Raw genomic sequence first — 17,236 nt, forward strand, 5'->3', positions numbered from 1 at the left:
CTTTTTTATTATTTCAAAATCAACATATAAACGGGTTATTTCAATGAAAAGTCGATCTAAGTAATTTTATTTGTCGTATGATGATGTAATTACAAGTAATACCAGAGACGCTAATGACAGCAGTGATCACCCAACTATCGCAAGTATCCAAAGGCTTTAACGATGGCGATAGACTCCATCAGGTGCTTAACTGTGTCGATTTATCCCTGCATCGTGGTGATACCATTGCGCTAACCGGCCCCAGCGGCACGGGCAAAAGCACCCTACTTAATATCATTGCCGGTTTTGAGAAAATTGATTCTGGTCAGTTACAACTCATGAACCAACAAGCAGCGCAGTGGCAAGATAGTCAATGGAGCCAGTTTAGGCGCGCCCAACTTGGTATTGTCTTCCAACAATTCAACTTACTCACCCCGCTTAATGTTATCGATAATATCCGTTTTGTATTACAGCTTAATAATCAAAAGTGGAGTGATTGGGGCGATGAGCTTATTACGCAGCTTGGGATTAGTGACATTTTAACAAGACCTGTTGAAACCTTATCGGGTGGTCAGCAGCAACGCGTTGCCATTGCCAGAGCGTTAATCCACAAACCGGCATTATTACTAGCAGACGAGCCAACCGGTAATTTAGATGAAGCTGCAGGTCAGCAAGTAATGGAGCTAATGTGCCAGCTTACCATGGCTGCAAATACCACGGTGTTGATGGTAACCCACAGTGAAACCTGTGCGGGCTATATGAAACGCAGGTGGCATTTAGAAAAAGGCCATATTCATGAGTAATCAGGCTCAAGACATCACTGTCAAACAATGGCTGTTGTCACTAAAAATCTTCTTTGCCCACTACCGCCATTCGCCATTACAAGCTGGTGCCATTCTTCTCGGTATCCTCCTCGCAGTCACCTTGCTAATAGGCGTCAAGTCTACCAATGAAAATGCAGTAAGAAGTTACAGCGAAGCCACCGAACTATTAAGTCAACGGGCAAGCTTGTTGATCACCCCAGCCGCAGGGCAACAACTCATTAATGAGCAGGTCTATTTCCGATTGCGTCAAAGCGGGATCAGTAATGCTTTAGCTGTGATTAATGGCCTTGCAGTCGACGATAAAGGGCGGCGCTGGCAAATTCAAGGCAGCGATTTATTTGCTGCAGTTAACTTACAAAACCATTCATCTGAAGCTCAAACGAATACCAACAGCAAAACGCCCATTAATATTCCACTGGATAAGCTATTAGCAGGCAGCAATGTGTTGTTAATGAGCCAATCCCTAGCGGATAACATAGCAAAAGACGGGTGGTTTTATTTACAAAACCCACAAGATAAAGCCGCTAACACTATCAAGCTCGAAGTGATCAGTGTCGATGATGATTATGGCTTAGGTAATGCCATTGTCGCTGATATCTCTTTAGCGCAAATCCTATTAGACCAACCCAATAAGCTGTCTTATATTGCTTTGTTTGATCCTGCTGAGCCACTGATTGAGCAAATCAATAGTCAAAATCTATTACAGCAACAGGCGAGTATTACAGAACAAGATCAAGGCCAGGCGCTACAAGAGCTTACCCGTAGTTTTCACTTAAACCTTAACGCCATGAGTATGCTGGCTTTTGTGGTAGGGCTATTTATCGCTTATAACGGCGTGCGCTACAGTTTGATGAAGCGGCAAAAATTATTAGTACAATTACTGCAATTAGGGATTAATAAGCATAATGTGATGCTAGCACTGGTCGCTGAGCTCATTGTGCTGGTGATCATTGGTGCAAGCTTAGGCTTTATTCTGGGGCTGCAACTCAGCGTCTGGTTACAACCTATGGTCGCCATGACACTAGAGCAGCTTTATGGCGCTCGGCTAATGCCCGGCAACTGGCAATGGCAGTGGTTTGCCCAAGCCATAGTGTTAACCTTGTTTGCCGGTTTACTCGCCTGCCTGCCACTGTATCGACAATTAACGCAACAACCCCTCGCCCGAGCTGGCACCAAACATAATCAAGCAAGCAGTTTGCTGGTCACCCAACGCTGGTTGTTTGCCATCGCGATAGTGGCATTAACCATTTGCGCTGCACTGTTTCCGTTTACTGAGCAATATCAATTTAGCCTCGCACTGATGGGGATTGTTATTGTCGCTATCCCACTATTGCTGCCATTAACACTGCATTATGTCAGTAGTAGTTTGGCTAAGTATTTTCCGGCAGGATTATGGCAATACATGATGGCAGAAACCAAAGAGTTAATCGGGCCGTTATCGTTAGCCATGATGGCGATGCTATTGGCGCTAACCGCGAACATTTCGATGAATACCCTAGTGGGCAGTTTTGAAGTCACCTTAAAAATCTGGCTTGAAAGCCGCCTTCATGCAGATTTATACATGCGCCCGTCAAGCGAAAACATCACTGATATTGCGTCTTTCTTAGAGAAGCAGCCTAAGGTCACTGGTATATATTCACAGTGGACAGTAAATAGCAGTTATCAAAATATGCCCGTTGAACTTGTGAGTCGCGATTTGTATTCAACTAAGATTGTCAGTTCGCTAAAACAGCAATCAGATGACTTCTGGGCTGAATTTACTCAGGGTAATCAGTTGATGATAAGTGAGCCCATTGCGATTAAATACAAGTTACAAATTGGCGATAGCTTTACATTGCCAATCATGTCAGCAAAAACGAATCAACACCCCGTGACCATTGGCGCTATCTTCTTTGATTATGGTAACCCTAAGGGTCAGGTCGTAATTGGTAATACACTATGGCAACAATTACAATTGCCCAAGCAAGCTAAAAGTATCGCTGCCAGCTATGATGGCGATATAAACGAGCTTGAACAATCACTCGTTAATAGCAAGCTAATTTCAACAGCGCAAATGTATAACCAAGCCAAAATTAAGCAGCAAGCCATAGCCATGTTTAAGCAAACCTTTTCTATCACCATGGTGCTCAATAGCCTCACCTTAATGGTGGCTGCCATTGGATTATTCAGTGCATGCTTAATGCTAACCCAAGCCAGACAAGCACCACTAGCCAAACTATATGCCCTTGGGGTGAGCAAAGCACGCTTGCGCTTTATGATGTTCATTCAAATGCAGTTTATTGTATTACTCACCTGTTTAGTGGCGCTGCCAACAGGTGCTGTACTGGGTTACTTACTGATCAACAAAGTCACTTTACAAGCCTTTGGTTGGAGTATTGCCATGCTATGGGATTGGCAAGCTTATGCCCGAGTGGTGTTAATTGCGCTGTCTACCAGCGCCGTTGCCATCGCGATCCCACTTTACTGGCAAACCCGTAAATCACTTATTCATAACCTTCAGCAAGAGGCTTTATAATGTATAACGCCCCGATAACCAGCGCCATCAAAAAGCGACAGATTGACCCAGTGCTAAAGCTACGACAGTCAGCTTTTATCGCAATATGGTTACTGTTAGCTTGTCTGAGCCAAATGGGTTGTCAGCCTAATTCAACAGCAGAGTCAGATAACAAAGCCAGTATGGGCAGCCTATTAACGCAAGACGCTGACAGCCTTGAGCAATACGCCAAAGTACTGCCAGATCATCAACTCAATTTCCCGCAAGATCATTTAAGCCATGATAAATTTAGGCAAGAGTGGTGGTATTTAACGGCCAATATGACCACTGAGGCGGGTGAAGAGCTAGGGCTTCAATGGACTCAATTCAGAATTGCGTTGTCTGCTGCTGATACTGCCGCGCCAAACAACTGGGCTACTAATCAAATGTTTATGTCACACGCTGCATTAACCTCAGCATCCAAGCATCAAGCCAAAGAGAAATGGTCTCGCGCCCATCCACAACTGGCTCATGTTAGCTCTAACCCTCTCACCATCGTGTTAGATGACTGGCAGTGGCGCAGTGAAACAAATGCGTTATTTCCGGCAAATTTAACGGTTAACACTGAAAAATTTGGCTACCAATTATCATTAACCAGTAACGCGCCAATGAACCTACAAGGCGATAACGGCTACAGTATTAAAAGCCCTAACGGCGAAGTTGCTTCTTACTATTACAGCCAGCCTTTTATTGATTTAACAGGTTCTATTAACCGTGATGGTAAAACTGAAATAGTCACAGGAAAGGCTTGGCTTGATAGGGAGTGGAGCTCGCAATTCCTTACTAAAAGCCAGCAAGGCTGGGACTGGTTTTCTATTCGCCTAGATGATGGCTCTGCGCTAATGCTTTTTCAACTAAGAAACAGTAATAGTGAGGCCTTTTTTAGTGCCCGCAGAATGTTTTTCGACGGTAACGGCAGAAATATTAATAGTAAGTCACACCCAAACGACATAAAAGTTACCCCGCTTAGCTGGCAACAAACTGACAGTGGTCGCTATCCAATTAGTTGGCAGGTTAGCATTACTAGCGAAGATATTGATGTCACCGTTAAAGCACTTAACCCCAACAGTGATATGCCACTGACAATCTCTTATTGGGAAGGCCCGATCAGCGTATCAGGCAGTCATTCTGGTAATGGATATATGGAGCTAACGGGCTATTAGCACCATTGATGTTCAAAGTTAATTTTGCCTCTTCCTCGCTTTTTAAAGCCTATAGAAGCTGCTACTTCTATAGGACGGATTTATCTATATCTGTCCTATACTTTTACCATTAACTATCAATAATCCGTAAGAATTAAATTTACATTTGCTAATTAAGTAATTGAGCAAATTGAAAAATGTGCTTTAGATCACACTTACTAGTGTGATCTACAGCAATAAACAGCCCGTATACTCAGTCTGGGGTATACCCATGAAAAATGCGCGGTTTAGACTCAATGATAGTTAAGTTTTTTGTTAATAAAAACCTTGGTAAATAAAAACAAAGATAGTTTTAAAAATACTGTCTACATACATTTAAGAGTGAGGAAACACCATGAGCATAAGCCGTCGCGAGTTTCTAAAAGCCAATGCAGCTACCGCAGCCGCTTCGGCAGTTGGACTTGCTTTACCAATAAAAATGGTTCAAGCAGAAGAGCAGTCTGCAGAAATAAAATGGGACAAAGCCCCTTGTCGTTTCTGTGGTGTGGGTTGTAGTGTTTTAGTGGGTACCAAAGGTGGCAAAGTTGTTGCGACCCAGGGCGACCCAGAAAGCCCTGTCAACAAAGGTCTTAACTGTGTTAAGGGCTACTTCCTCTCTAAAATTATGTACGGCAAAGACCGCCTTACGTCGCCATTATTAAGAATGAAAGATGGCAAGTATGACAAAGAAGGTGAATTTACCCCAGTAAGCTGGGATGTTGCCCTTGATACCATGGCTGACAAGTGGAAAGCCAGTATTGCCAAAAAAGGCCCTACATCGGTAGGTATGTTTGGCTCGGGCCAATGGACTATCTGGGAAGGCTACGCGGCATCTAAATTACACAAAGCGGGCTTCCTTACCAACAACATCGATCCTAATGCCCGTCACTGTATGGCATCTGCGGTAGGTGGATTCATGCGTACCTTTGGTATTGATGAGCCAATGGGTAGCTATGATGACTTCGAAGCTGCAGATCACTTCGTGCTTTGGGGCGCCAATATGGCAGAAATGCACCCTATTCTATGGTCACGCTTAACTGACCGTCGTTTAAGCCATGAAGGCAGTAAAGTCCATGTGTTATCGACATTTGAAAACCGCAGCTTCGAACTTGCCGACAACCCTATGGTATTTAAGCCGCAATCTGACTTAGTTATCTTGAACTTCATTGCCAATTATATCATCCAAAACGATGCGGTTAATAAAGACTTCGTCAGCAAGCATACTAACTTCGCAGAAGGTGTGACTGATATCGGTTACGGTCTTCGCCCTGAGCATCCTCTAGAGCAGAAAGCGAAAAACCCAGGTAACGGCAAATCTAAGCCTATCTCTTTTGAAGAATACGCAAAATTTGTCAGTACTTATACTGCTGAATACGCATCTGAAATGAGTGGCGTACCAGTTGAAAACCTTATCGAAATGGCAAAAGCGTATGCTGATCCTAACATCAAGATCATGAGCTTATGGACTATGGGTATTAACCAACATACTCGTGGTGTGTGGGCAAACAACATGCTTTATAACATTCACTTGTTAACAGGTAAAATTGCCACGCCAGGTAACAGCCCGTTCTCATTAACAGGTCAACCTTCAGCTTGTGGTACAGCACGTGAAGTGGGTACTTTCTCGCATCGTTTGCCTGCAGACATGGTTGTAGCAAACCCTAAACATCGCGCAATCACTGAAAAGTTATGGCAGCTACCTGAAGGCACGATTCCGCCAAAACCTGGCTACCATGCTGTACTTCAAAGCCGTATGCTGAAAGATGGCAAACTAAACTGTTACTGGACTATGTGCACCAATAACATGCAAGCAGGTCCAAACATTAACGATGAAATTTACCCAGGTTTCCGCAACCCAGAAAACTTCATTGTGGTATCAGACCCATACCCAACAGTGACAGCAACAGCTGCTGACTTGATTCTTCCTACTGCGATGTGGGTAGAAAAAGAAGGTGCTTACGGTAACGCTGAGCGCCGTACTCATATGTGGCATCAACAAGTTAAAGCCCCTGAAGGCGCTAAGTCTGACTTATGGCAGCTTGTTGAGTTCTCTAAGCGCTTCAAAGTTTCTGAAGTTTGGCCTGCAGAGTTAATTGCTAAAAAGCCTGAGTATGCAGAAAAAACCTTATATGACATCTTATTTGCTAACGGTGTCGTTGATAAATTCCCGTCATCAGAGTGTAAAGGTGACTACAACGATGAAAACGATGCATTCGGCTTCTACCTGCAAAAAGGGTTATTTGAAGAGTATGCTCAATTTGGTCGTGGACACGGTCATGATTTAGATGCATTTGACAACTATCATGAAAACCGCGGTAAACGTTGGCCTGTAGTCAATGGTACCGAGACGGTTCGTCGTTTCGTTGAAGGAAGCGACCCTTACGTTAAAGCTGGTGAAGGTTATAACTTCTACGGTAAGCCTGACGGACGCGCGGTTATTTTTGCACTGCCATTTGAGCCCGCTGCTGAAGAGCCAAATGAAGAGTTTGACTTATGGATGTCTACAGGTCGCGTACTTGAGCATTGGCATACAGCAAGTATGACAGCTCGTGTACCAGAGCTGCATAAGTCTTACCCTGATGCACAGGTATTCATGCACCCTAAAGACGCGAGTAGTCGTGGCCTGAAAAATGGTGATGAAGTGAAAGTGATTTCTCCACGTGGTGAAGTGAAAACGCGTGTTGAAACTAAAGGCCGTAACAAGCCACCTGTCGGCGTGGTGTTTATGCCATTCTTTGATGCTAGACAGCTGGTCAACAAATTATTACTTGATGCTACTGATCCGTTATCGAAAGAAACAGATTTCAAGAAGTGTCCAGTGAAGATTGTTAAAGCCTAATTTGACTTACAGTGATGCTGAAAACAAATTTAGCATCACTGAATCACTATTTATCTCTATCCATTTAATCAAAAAATAATGGATATGAAGGAGTGTAAACCATGAAGAAATTACTTAGCCTTGCTGCGATAGTGCTCAGTCTTAGCGCATGCTCAGGTCAACAAACAGCAGAAACTGCTGCACCAGTAAATGTAAAATCACTAGCTGGTGATGTACAGATTACTGACACCATTCCTGCAGATGCAAAAGCGACTTACCCAAGCCGCGGAACTGCGATTGAAAGAACATTTGTGCATCAACCACCTATGATCCCCCATAGAGATAGTTATCCTATCACTATGAAAAAGAATGGTTGTTTAACGTGTCACAGTACTGAAAAGGCAGCGCGCATGAAAGCCACGCCAATCGACAAGTCACACGTAAAAGCCGATGGAAAATTTGACGATAAATATTATTTTTGTGTTCAGTGCCATGTTGCACAAGCAGATAATAAAGAAGCATTAGTTGAGAATTACCACACAAACTAAGCTTCTACATCCAGCTTGATATCGATGTAAAATAAAAATGCCACTGGATCTCAGTGGCATTTTAGTTTGTCGCTAACATGACAACATTAGCTAAGGCTCAAAGTCTAAAGCCTTTACGGCGTCACAATATTAAACCAGAAGTTATATTCATCAAGCATGCCTAAAAACGCAGTGAATAAGCTTTCATCGCCACTAATTTTTACATCGCCTTTTTTAATGGCCTCATCAAAGGTTATCTCTTTTAGCTGGATGCTATTCATGGTTTCCATGCTCATAACTAAGCCGACATCCGGGTCTTCAACTTGATTTGAGCTGTGGTGTAATACCGCATTCTCAACTGTTAAGCTGTAACCCTTTTTAAGATCAGTGAAATCAATATTGATATCAAACTGTTTACCCGCCGCTTTGGCAGAATCCAATCTTACCGCTAAATAATCAAACAGCAATTCAGGTGTCATCGCGCGAATAGTATCAGGTGTTGCGGTTTGAGTTCCCCCTGCCGACGGAATACCATTTCGCAGCTCATAAGCACCTTGTAAATATACTGAACGCCAAGGCCCTGACTCAGCTTGATAACCTAATTGCTCAAAGGCATCGGCCAATAACTCTTTAGCCTCAGTAGATTGAGGGTTAGCAAAAACAGCATGTTTCATCACCTCAGCAACCCAGCGATATTCACCATCAGCGAAAGAGTTTTTGGCTTTTTTAACCACTTCAGCTTCGCCACCCATGTACTGCATATACTTTTTAGCAACCACTTCTGGCGGCAGATTATCAAGGTTAGATGGATTACCGTTATACCAGCCCATATAACGTTGGTACACTGCGCGGCTATTATGTTTCAGCGTACCGTAATAGCCTCTGGTAGCCCAGTTCTGCTCTAATTCAGGTGGCAGTGTGATCATTTCAGAAATCTCTTCGCCTGTGTAACCTTGGTTCATCAGTCTTACTGATTGGTCATGGGTGAATTTGTAGATATCACGCTGCTTTTTGAAATAAGGAATAATGTTGTCACTGCCCCATAAAGGCCAATGATGACTTTGGAACTTAACTTTTGCTTCTTGGCCCCACAGGCTAATAGTCTCGTCAAGGAAACTGGCCCAAATCAGCGCATCTCGCACTTGCGCCCCACGAAGGGTTAAGATGTTATGCATGGTATTAGTCGTGTTTTCCGCCATCCACAAGGCTTTATATTGTGGAAACCAAGTGTTCATCTCAGCTGGTGCTTCAGTGCCGGGGGTTAACTGAAACTCCATTTCAACACCATCAATAGTTAATTTAGTCCCCGTCTGTTTGATTTCCTTATTAGGCACTAATAAACCCGCAAGCCCGGTCGATACTGTCATACCTAGACCGCCATTTACACCGCCCTGGGCATTTCTAGGCAGTAATGCGCCGTACATAAATACCGCACGGCGACCCATGGCATTACCGGCAATGACATTTTCTGACACCGCATGCTCAGTGAAATGCTCCGGCGCTATCACCTGCACTTTACCGCTGGCGACATCTTCAGCTGTGGCTAAGCCGGTTGCACCGCCATAGTGGTCAATATGGCTATGACTATAAACAATCGCCACCACTGGACGCTCTCCAATATGCTTATTAATTAAGTCTAATGAGGCTTTAGCTGTTTCAGGGGAGATTAATGGGTCAAATACAATCCAGCCCTTGTCGCCTTTAATGAAAGTGATGTTACTTAAGTCAAATCCACGTACTTGGTAAATATTATCAGTCACTTCAAATAAACCATGATGAAGTACCAATTGGCTATTACGCCATAAACTGGGGTTGACCGTATCTGGGGAGGCTTTGTCATCACTAATATAAGTTTTGTATTGCTCTAAATCCCATACCACATTGCCATTGGCATCTTTAATGGTCACCACATCAGGCTTAGCAATAAAACCCCGTTTAGCATTGTCAAAATCTTGCTTGTCGTTAAAGGGAAGCGCCTTTAGCACTGCGGCATTGGCTTTTTGAGTATGTTCAGTAGCAGGTTTAGATTGAGTAGCGGCGACACTATTAAAACACACCGCGACAGAAAAAGCCGCGGCAAGCAGATAAAGCGGTTTCATATAAGCTCCTTTTAAACACGATTAAATACTTAATTCGTTATCCTAGGAGTAAAGTTAGCTGCTTATTTAACCAAGCGCTAGCGCTATTAGTTTTATATTTATTAATAATTTTTATTTTTTATCCTCAAATTTAAAGCATAAAAAAACCGCTGTAAGCATTAGCTTGCAGCGGTTTTTATTAAAGCTTAAACGCTAGAATTACTTCTTAGCAGCAGCTTCACGTTCTTTAACGTCAGCAATTACTTTTTCAGCAACACTGTTAGGACATGGGTTGTAGTGAGCGAATTCCATAGAGAATTGGCCACGACCTGATGTCATAGTACGTAGTGAACCGATGTAACCGAACATTTCTGATAACGGTACGTCAGCTTTAATACGAACGCCAGTAACACCAGCCATTTGGTCTTTAATCATGCCACGACGACGGTTAAGGTCACCAATAACATCACCAACGTTGTCATCTGGGCTGAATACGTCAACGTTCATGATAGGCTCAAGAAGTTGTGCGCCAGCTTTAGGCATAGATTGACGGAATGCGCCTTTAGCAGCGATTTCGAACGCGATAGCTGACGAATCAACTGCGTGGAAAGCACCATCTGTAAGTTCTAGTTCAACGTCTAACACAGGGAAACCAGCAACAGTACCGGTATTCATCATGCTAGCAAAGCCCTTCTCAACTGCAGGCCAGAATTCCTTAGGAACGTTACCACCAACAACTGAAGACTTGAAAGTAAAGCCAGTATTTTGCTCGCCAGGACGGATAACATAGTCAATTTTACCAAACTGACCAGAACCACCAGACTGTTTCTTATGCGTGTAGCTATCTTCTGTAACCTTAGTGATAGTTTCACGGTAAGCAACTTGAGGTTCACCAACGATTAAGTCAACACCGTAAGTACGCTTAAGGATGTCTACTTTAATGTCTAAGTGAAGCTCACCCATACCTTTAAGGATGGTTTCGCCTGAGTCTTCGTCAGTTTCTACGCGGAAAGATGGATCTTCTGCAATCATTTTACCGATAGCGATACCCATTTTCTCACTGCCGCCTTTATCTTTTGGCGCTACAGCGATAGAGATAACTGGCTCTGGGAATACCATTGCTTCAAGAGTACAAGGATGTTTAACATCACATAAAGTGTGACCAGTTTGAACATTCTTCATACCAACGATAGCGATAATGTCACCAGCTTGCGCTGAATCTAATTCGTTACGCTCATCAGCTTGCATTTCAACCATACGACCAACACGCTCAGTTTTACCTGTAAACGAGTTAAGGATGGTGTCACCTTTGTTGATCTTACCAGAGTAGATACGTACGAAGGTTAGTGCACCAAAACGGTCATCCATGATTTTGAATGCTAACGCTTTGAATGGCTCGTCAACTGAAACTAAAGCGTGTTCGCCAGTTTCGTTACCTTCTTCATCAGTAAGAGGTTGTGGGTCAACTTCAACTGGGTTAGGTAGGTAGTCAACAACAGCATCAAGAAGAAGCTGCATACCTTTGTTCTTGAACGCAGAACCACAGTATGTAGGGAAGAATGACATATCACGGGTACCCTGACGGATACAACGCTTGATTTCTTCCATAGATGGCTCTTCGCCTTCCATGTAAGCTTCCATTAGGTCATCGTCTTGCTCTACAGCAGTTTCGATTAGCATTTCACGGTATTCTTCTACCATGTCTACCATGTCAGCTGGAACGTCTTCGATTTTGTAGTTCTCAGCTTCGCCAGTTTCGTCCCATACCCAAGCTTTACGAGTTAGTAGGTCAACAACACCACTAAACTCATCTTCGATACCAATAGGAAGAACCATAACTAGTGGGTTAGCAGCTAGAACATCTTTAGTTTGCTTAACAACACGTAAGAAATCAGCACCCATACGGTCTAATTTGTTTACGAAGATGATACGAGCAACTTCTGATTCGTTAGCATAACGCCAGTTAGTTTCTGACTGAGGCTCAACACCACCAGATCCACAGAATACACCAACACCGCCATCAAGCACTTTTAGTGAACGATAAACTTCAACAGTGAAGTCAACGTGACCAGGAGTGTCAATAACGTTAAAACGGTGGTCATTCCAGAAACAGCTTACTGCTGCTGACTGAATAGTAATACCGCGCTCAGCTTCCTGTTCCATGAAGTCAGTAGTAGATTCACCATCATGAACTTCACCGATCTTATGGATCTTACCGGTTAGCTTTAGGATACGCTCGGTGGTCGTGGTTTTACCCGCGTCAACGTGAGCGAAGATACCAATGTTTCTGTATTTGGATAATTCGGTCATGATTCAACTTTAATGATTAGTTAAGAGGTAGACGGAGCGTGTAAAAACTTAGACACACCGCACATCAGGTTATTTAAGGCGCATATTGTAAGTTGGAACCTGCAATAGCGCAAATAGGACTTGCAATTTTTATCGCATTTTACGTAAATAAATTCGATAAAAATACACATTTCTTATATAAAACAGAGAAATAAAACTTATCGTTTATTTTTCGAACAATAGTGTTTTTTTACTTCTAAGCTGTTTAAATTGACCTTAGGTTACTACAACAAGGTTAATATTGACTTAATAGCCTTCATTTAGGTGAATTTAAGTTGTTCTTCGTCGACTGATGCAAAAGTATTTAATTCGCTGTCGGACATAAAAAAATCCCTAAAAAAGCTTTAGGGATTTTTGTGTCATCAAGCAATCAAGCGTTAAGCTTATTCGCCATCAAGGGGCAAAATCACAAACAGTAAGTCACCTTGAGAAACTTGCTGACCATTACCGTTTAGAATGCGCTCAATGCGATACTTTTTATCTTCAGGGTACAGCACTGCATTTTGACGGTTAAAGCCGGCTAAGCTTACTTGAGAGAACATCTTCATCGCTTCAGTTAGCGCTAATGTTTGCTCTACTGTGACTATGTCACCTTCTTTAACAAAGTCAGGCTCACCCGGTGCTGGTGAGGTATAGAAAATACCAGCGCCTTGGGCTAACACTTTAAGCTCGTTACTTTCAGCAACCCGTAAAGACTCGGTATCTAAACCAACAGTTTCGGCCGCCGCTTCCATTTCAGCAATCAAGGCAGGTACATCTAACTCAGCCATCAAGCGTGGTAGATAGTTAGTATCGTAAACACCTTGATTGAAGGTCGCATCCTTAAGGATAAGCTTCAATAATGGAATGTTAGTGGCAATACCTTTGATGTAAGCTTCATCTAAGTAAGCAGACATCTTAGTGATCACATCTTCACGAGACTCACCGCGAATAATAATTTGCGCGATTAAGCTGTCGTAATATGGCGATACTTCTTTACCCGTTTCAGCAATTGAGATGATTTCAACATCGTCTCTTTCAGGCATGAAGCACTCACTGATCTTGCCAGGGTTTGGCAACAACTGCAGTACACCATCACTATCAAGGGCTGCTTTTTCAGCAGTAATACGCACTTCCATGGCGTAACCTTGTTCAACTGGCTCTAGATCTTCAATTGAGCGACCCGCAGCAATATCAAACTGGGCACTAACAATATCGATTCCTGAGGTTGCTTCAGTCACTGGATGCTCAACTTGCAGACGGGTATTCATTTCCATGAAGTACACTTCGTTAGCATCAAGGTTGTAGATAAACTCAACCGTACCCGCACCCATGTAATCAGTGGCGTCACCTAATGCACGAGTGTATTCAAGTACCCGTTGCTTAAGCTCTTCAGGCAACATGGTTGAACCCGATTCTTCAATCACTTTTTGGTTATTACGTTGCACTGAACAGTCACGAATACCCAACACTTTGGTGTTACCAAACTTATCACGCAGTAACTGCACTTCGATATGACGCAATGAGGTGACGTATTTCTCAAGGTAAAGGTCACCGTTACCAAATGCTGCAGCCGCTTCAGTTGAAGTCTTTTGGAACAAACCAATCATGTCCTCAGCTTTAGTTACCACTTGGATGCCTTTACCACCACCACCTTGTACCGCTTTAAGCAATACAGGGTAACCAATTTCAAGCGCTACGTTTACCGCTTGCTCGGCGTTGGTCAAAATACCGTGGCTACCCGGCACAACAGGCACGTTTTGGCCTTGTGAGGTTTTAATCGCGTTTGATTTGTTACCCATAGTCGTCATCGAATGCACGCTTGGGCCAACAAAGTTTACGCCATTGTTAACACATAAAGCAGCAAATTGCGGGCTTTCTGACAAGAAGCCAATACCAGGGTGAAGCGCATCAACGTTTTCGTAATCTGCCACTTTCAGGACAGAGTAGGCATTTAAGTAACTCTCATCAGAGGTGTTACCACCAATACAAACCAGCTTATCGTTCACTTTAAGCATGTCTGCAGGCACTGAGGTCATATCAGGATCTGATGCCACCAAAACAACATTAATTTTGTTGTCATGGGCTTTACGGATCAACTTAACCGCAGTACAACCACGTGCATGGATAAGCACTTTATCAATCGGCTTCATTAACGCACGAGGATCGTCTTGAACAATCTTCTCTTCAATGGCTTTAACTTCAGGCACTAAGGTTGATACCGCTTTAGCAATGATCTCTTGGGCATGCAATGTTGGCAGTGGCATTAACGGATCAATACTTGATAATTGGCTATCAAGAGTATCGGTGAATGGGTTATGCACTAAGCCCGTCATCGCACCCGGTACTTTAGATAAGTAGTTAGATAGCGTTGCTGTTGATGGCAAGTATGCAGGCACCACCATTTGACCAGCAAATGGCATATTAGTGCCTGATAGGTAATAAGTTTGCACTAACGGATGGGTCACAAAACTTGCCTGTGCGCCACCGGTACAATCACCAAAACCAAACATCAATACCGGTAATTCATTATCACGTACAAAACGGGTGATACGGTCATTAACCACAGCCATTGAGAATAGTGCCGCTGCACCTTCTTTGGTTTGCATACCACCAGAACTGATAAAACAAACCACTGGCAATTTACGCTTAGCACATTCAATTAATAGCGCGCTGAACTTCTCAGCACTGGCCATATCAAACGCACCAGCCTGGAAGGCAATGTTTGATACCGCAACACCGACACGCAGTGTTTGACCGTTATTATCAAAGTCAGCTAAACCGGTAATTAAACCACATGGGCGAATGCCTTTGTCTAATGCATCTTCAATAGATAAACGGAAACCTGGGAAGTTGAGCAAGTTGGCAGACATCTTATCGCCATTAAGCTCTTCAAATTCGGTGAAGAACTTACCAATAATATTTTCCCAACCCATTTTCCCTTGGCGCTTTTCATCACGAAGGACTTTTTGGATCAGTAGATCTTGGTAGCCCATGGTGAGGCGGTTCCAGAAATCTTTACGACGACCAATACGCACAGGGTTGATAGCACCTGTGTACTTAGATTGATCTTCTTCACTGTCGAAATACTCTGGCAATAAACGCTCAAAGAAGTAGGTTAAGATAACAAATAAACTGTCATTTAATTGCGGGAAACCGACACTCTTCCATTGCTCTACACGGGTTAACAGTTCTGCACGGTTAGATTGCGCCATGAAGAATTTAAGCCATTTATAGAACTTGCTCTTATCGTTGGCTTCATCATTATTTGATAACGCAGTATCGATGGCGTTATGCAATAACTTATCAACTGATTCACGTGACAAGCTCTTAGACATCATCGCTTCTTTGGAAATCGACGCTAAGTTAACCACCACATTGTCATATAGTGCATTAAAGATTAATACGTTATGACATTGCCAAATGAAGTCTTCACGCAACTCATCATTGACCACAATATCAAGTACAGTCAGTTGATTCAGCTCAGGCCAAGGCGCTTGAGTAGTAGATGATGGCAATGATTCAAGGTGCTTAATTAAGCCTTTGAAGTTGTTAGCTGAGTTACCTTTCCAGCGATGATACAAAGACCAGCCGATGTTAAAGAGCAATGCCTTACGGGCTTTCTTATAGTTCTCTTTCGGCTCACCTAAGATGAAACGAGTGATCACGTTACGTTCAGCTGAAATCTCGCTACGTTTGGCATCAAAAGTGCCCCAAAGCTTATTCAACTCTTCGTCGTAAACTAATTTATCAGGCGTCGCTAACCAAGATTGAAATACACTGTCTTGCTCTTGCTGAATACGCGCCAGTAAATCACCTTCAGGTACACTCACTTTCGACAAACGGCCATACTGTTCAACCGAAATTGAATGAATACGACTGCGCACAGTGAGATAACGCAAATAACGATAGGCACTACCAAACACATTGTGGTGCATGGTTGGACTGTTCGCCACAGCTAAGCCTTGGTTATTTTCTAAGGCTGAAAGGTTTTTAGAGGGGTCTAAATAGCGCGCTAAACTACGATCATAATGCTCTCGTAAATCGTCAGATTCACGTACAAAAGTGATGGCTGCATTTTCTACCGCTTCAATACCACTGATAATCGCGCGGCGCAGGTTATGCTGACGCTCGTCTTTATCATAAGGAGAAAAATCAACTATACCGTCAATACAACCAGCAGAAAGCAACTCTTCTGGTGATACCCCCACAGACTTAGCACATTCTTGCCATGACAAGTTGTACTTGCGGGCAATGCTTTGTAAGCCTTGCGGTTGAATAGTGTTAAAAATACCGTCACGTAATGACAATAAGATGTTTGCCGCCGCTAATGGAATCGCGCCACCAGAGTAACCTGCGCCGATCACGATACCGACAGTTGGGACGTCAACATTGGCACTTTCTGCAATGGCTTTTGAAATGGTATGGGCTTGGTTTTGGCTGTTAGCCACTTCCCCCGCATCGGCGCCAGGAGTATCAATTAAGTAAACGATTGGCATTGATAACTCAGCAAAGTGACGGATCGCTTTACATGCAGCTAAATGATGCTCAGGCATCCACGCACCGTTTGCCGAGGTTCTTTCTTGGGCGATAAAACCAATGCGGCGAGTACGTGAACCGAAATTTAATTCAATTTCAGCACTGTAAAAAGAACCTAAGTGAAACTCAGTGATCAACTTACCTTTTAGATCAGCGATAACACGTTTTGCACTTGGGCGGTTTTTATCTAAAGTCGGTTGAATAACTTTAGCCACATAACTATCGACATCTAAGGTCGACAGTTCTTTTAAATTTGCTTGGATCGCATCTTCAGATAACAATCCTTTGATTTCTTCAGCTAAAGTTTGCTTACTGTGAGCTGGAAATAATGAAAAATCTTTAGCTAAATGCTCCGCTTTAAGAAAGAGCGGGTCAGCCGATTGTGCCGATGTCTTGTGTACGGGCTGCTTTTTGCTAGTCATCCTTAGA

8 protein-coding genes are annotated in these 17,236 nt (G+C 43.2%); 5 read left to right on the forward strand and 3 right to left on the reverse strand.

The window, feature by feature from the left end; all coding sequences use genetic code 11:
- The first annotated feature begins 113 nt into the window (after positions 1 to 113).
- From BCU94_RS00390 to BCU94_RS00410, 5 genes are all read left to right on the forward strand, one after another.
- Entirely contained in the window at positions 114 to 782 is a 669-nt protein-coding gene (locus tag BCU94_RS00390; RefSeq protein WP_102436749.1) for an ABC transporter ATP-binding protein, read from the forward strand.
- Complete coding sequence (locus BCU94_RS00395; protein WP_102475337.1) at positions 775 to 3,318, forward strand: ABC transporter permease; 2,544 nt, start codon at positions 775 to 777, stop codon at positions 3,316 to 3,318. The genes BCU94_RS00390 and BCU94_RS00395 overlap by 8 nt, the downstream gene beginning before the upstream one ends.
- A gap of 113 nt (positions 3,319 to 3,431) precedes the next feature.
- Positions 3,432 to 4,499, forward strand: coding sequence for a lipocalin-like domain-containing protein (locus BCU94_RS00400; protein WP_102475375.1), 1,068 nt, complete (start codon positions 3,432 to 3,434; stop codon positions 4,497 to 4,499).
- Between the two features lie 373 nt (positions 4,500 to 4,872).
- Entirely contained in the window at positions 4,873 to 7,356 is a 2,484-nt protein-coding gene (gene napA, locus BCU94_RS00405) for a nitrate reductase catalytic subunit NapA (RefSeq protein ID WP_102436745.1), read from the forward strand.
- A 101-nt stretch (positions 7,357 to 7,457) separates the two neighbouring features.
- Complete coding sequence (locus BCU94_RS00410) at positions 7,458 to 7,883, forward strand: nitrate reductase cytochrome c-type subunit (RefSeq protein ID WP_102475338.1); 426 nt, start codon at positions 7,458 to 7,460, stop codon at positions 7,881 to 7,883.
- Between the two features lie 113 nt (positions 7,884 to 7,996).
- Here BCU94_RS00410 and BCU94_RS00415 read toward each other — a convergent pair whose 3' ends face one another.
- The 3 genes from BCU94_RS00415 to BCU94_RS00425 form a co-directional block, all read right to left on the reverse strand.
- Entirely contained in the window at positions 7,997 to 9,961 is a 1,965-nt protein-coding gene (locus tag BCU94_RS00415; protein ID WP_102475339.1) for an alkyl sulfatase dimerization domain-containing protein, read from the reverse strand.
- A gap of 198 nt (positions 9,962 to 10,159) precedes the next feature.
- Complete coding sequence (fusA, locus tag BCU94_RS00420; RefSeq protein ID WP_102436739.1) at positions 10,160 to 12,250, reverse strand: elongation factor G; 2,091 nt, start codon at positions 12,248 to 12,250, stop codon at positions 10,160 to 10,162.
- A gap of 422 nt (positions 12,251 to 12,672) precedes the next feature.
- Positions 12,673 to 17,229, reverse strand: a complete 4,557-nt coding sequence (locus BCU94_RS00425) for a biotin carboxylase N-terminal domain-containing protein (protein ID WP_102475340.1) — start codon at positions 17,227 to 17,229, stop codon at positions 12,673 to 12,675.
- Positions 17,230 to 17,236 lie beyond the last annotated feature (7 nt).

Origin of the sequence: Shewanella sp. 10N.286.52.C2 (assembly GCF_002874545.1) — a bacterium.
Classification (GTDB): domain Bacteria; phylum Pseudomonadota; class Gammaproteobacteria; order Enterobacterales; family Shewanellaceae; genus Shewanella.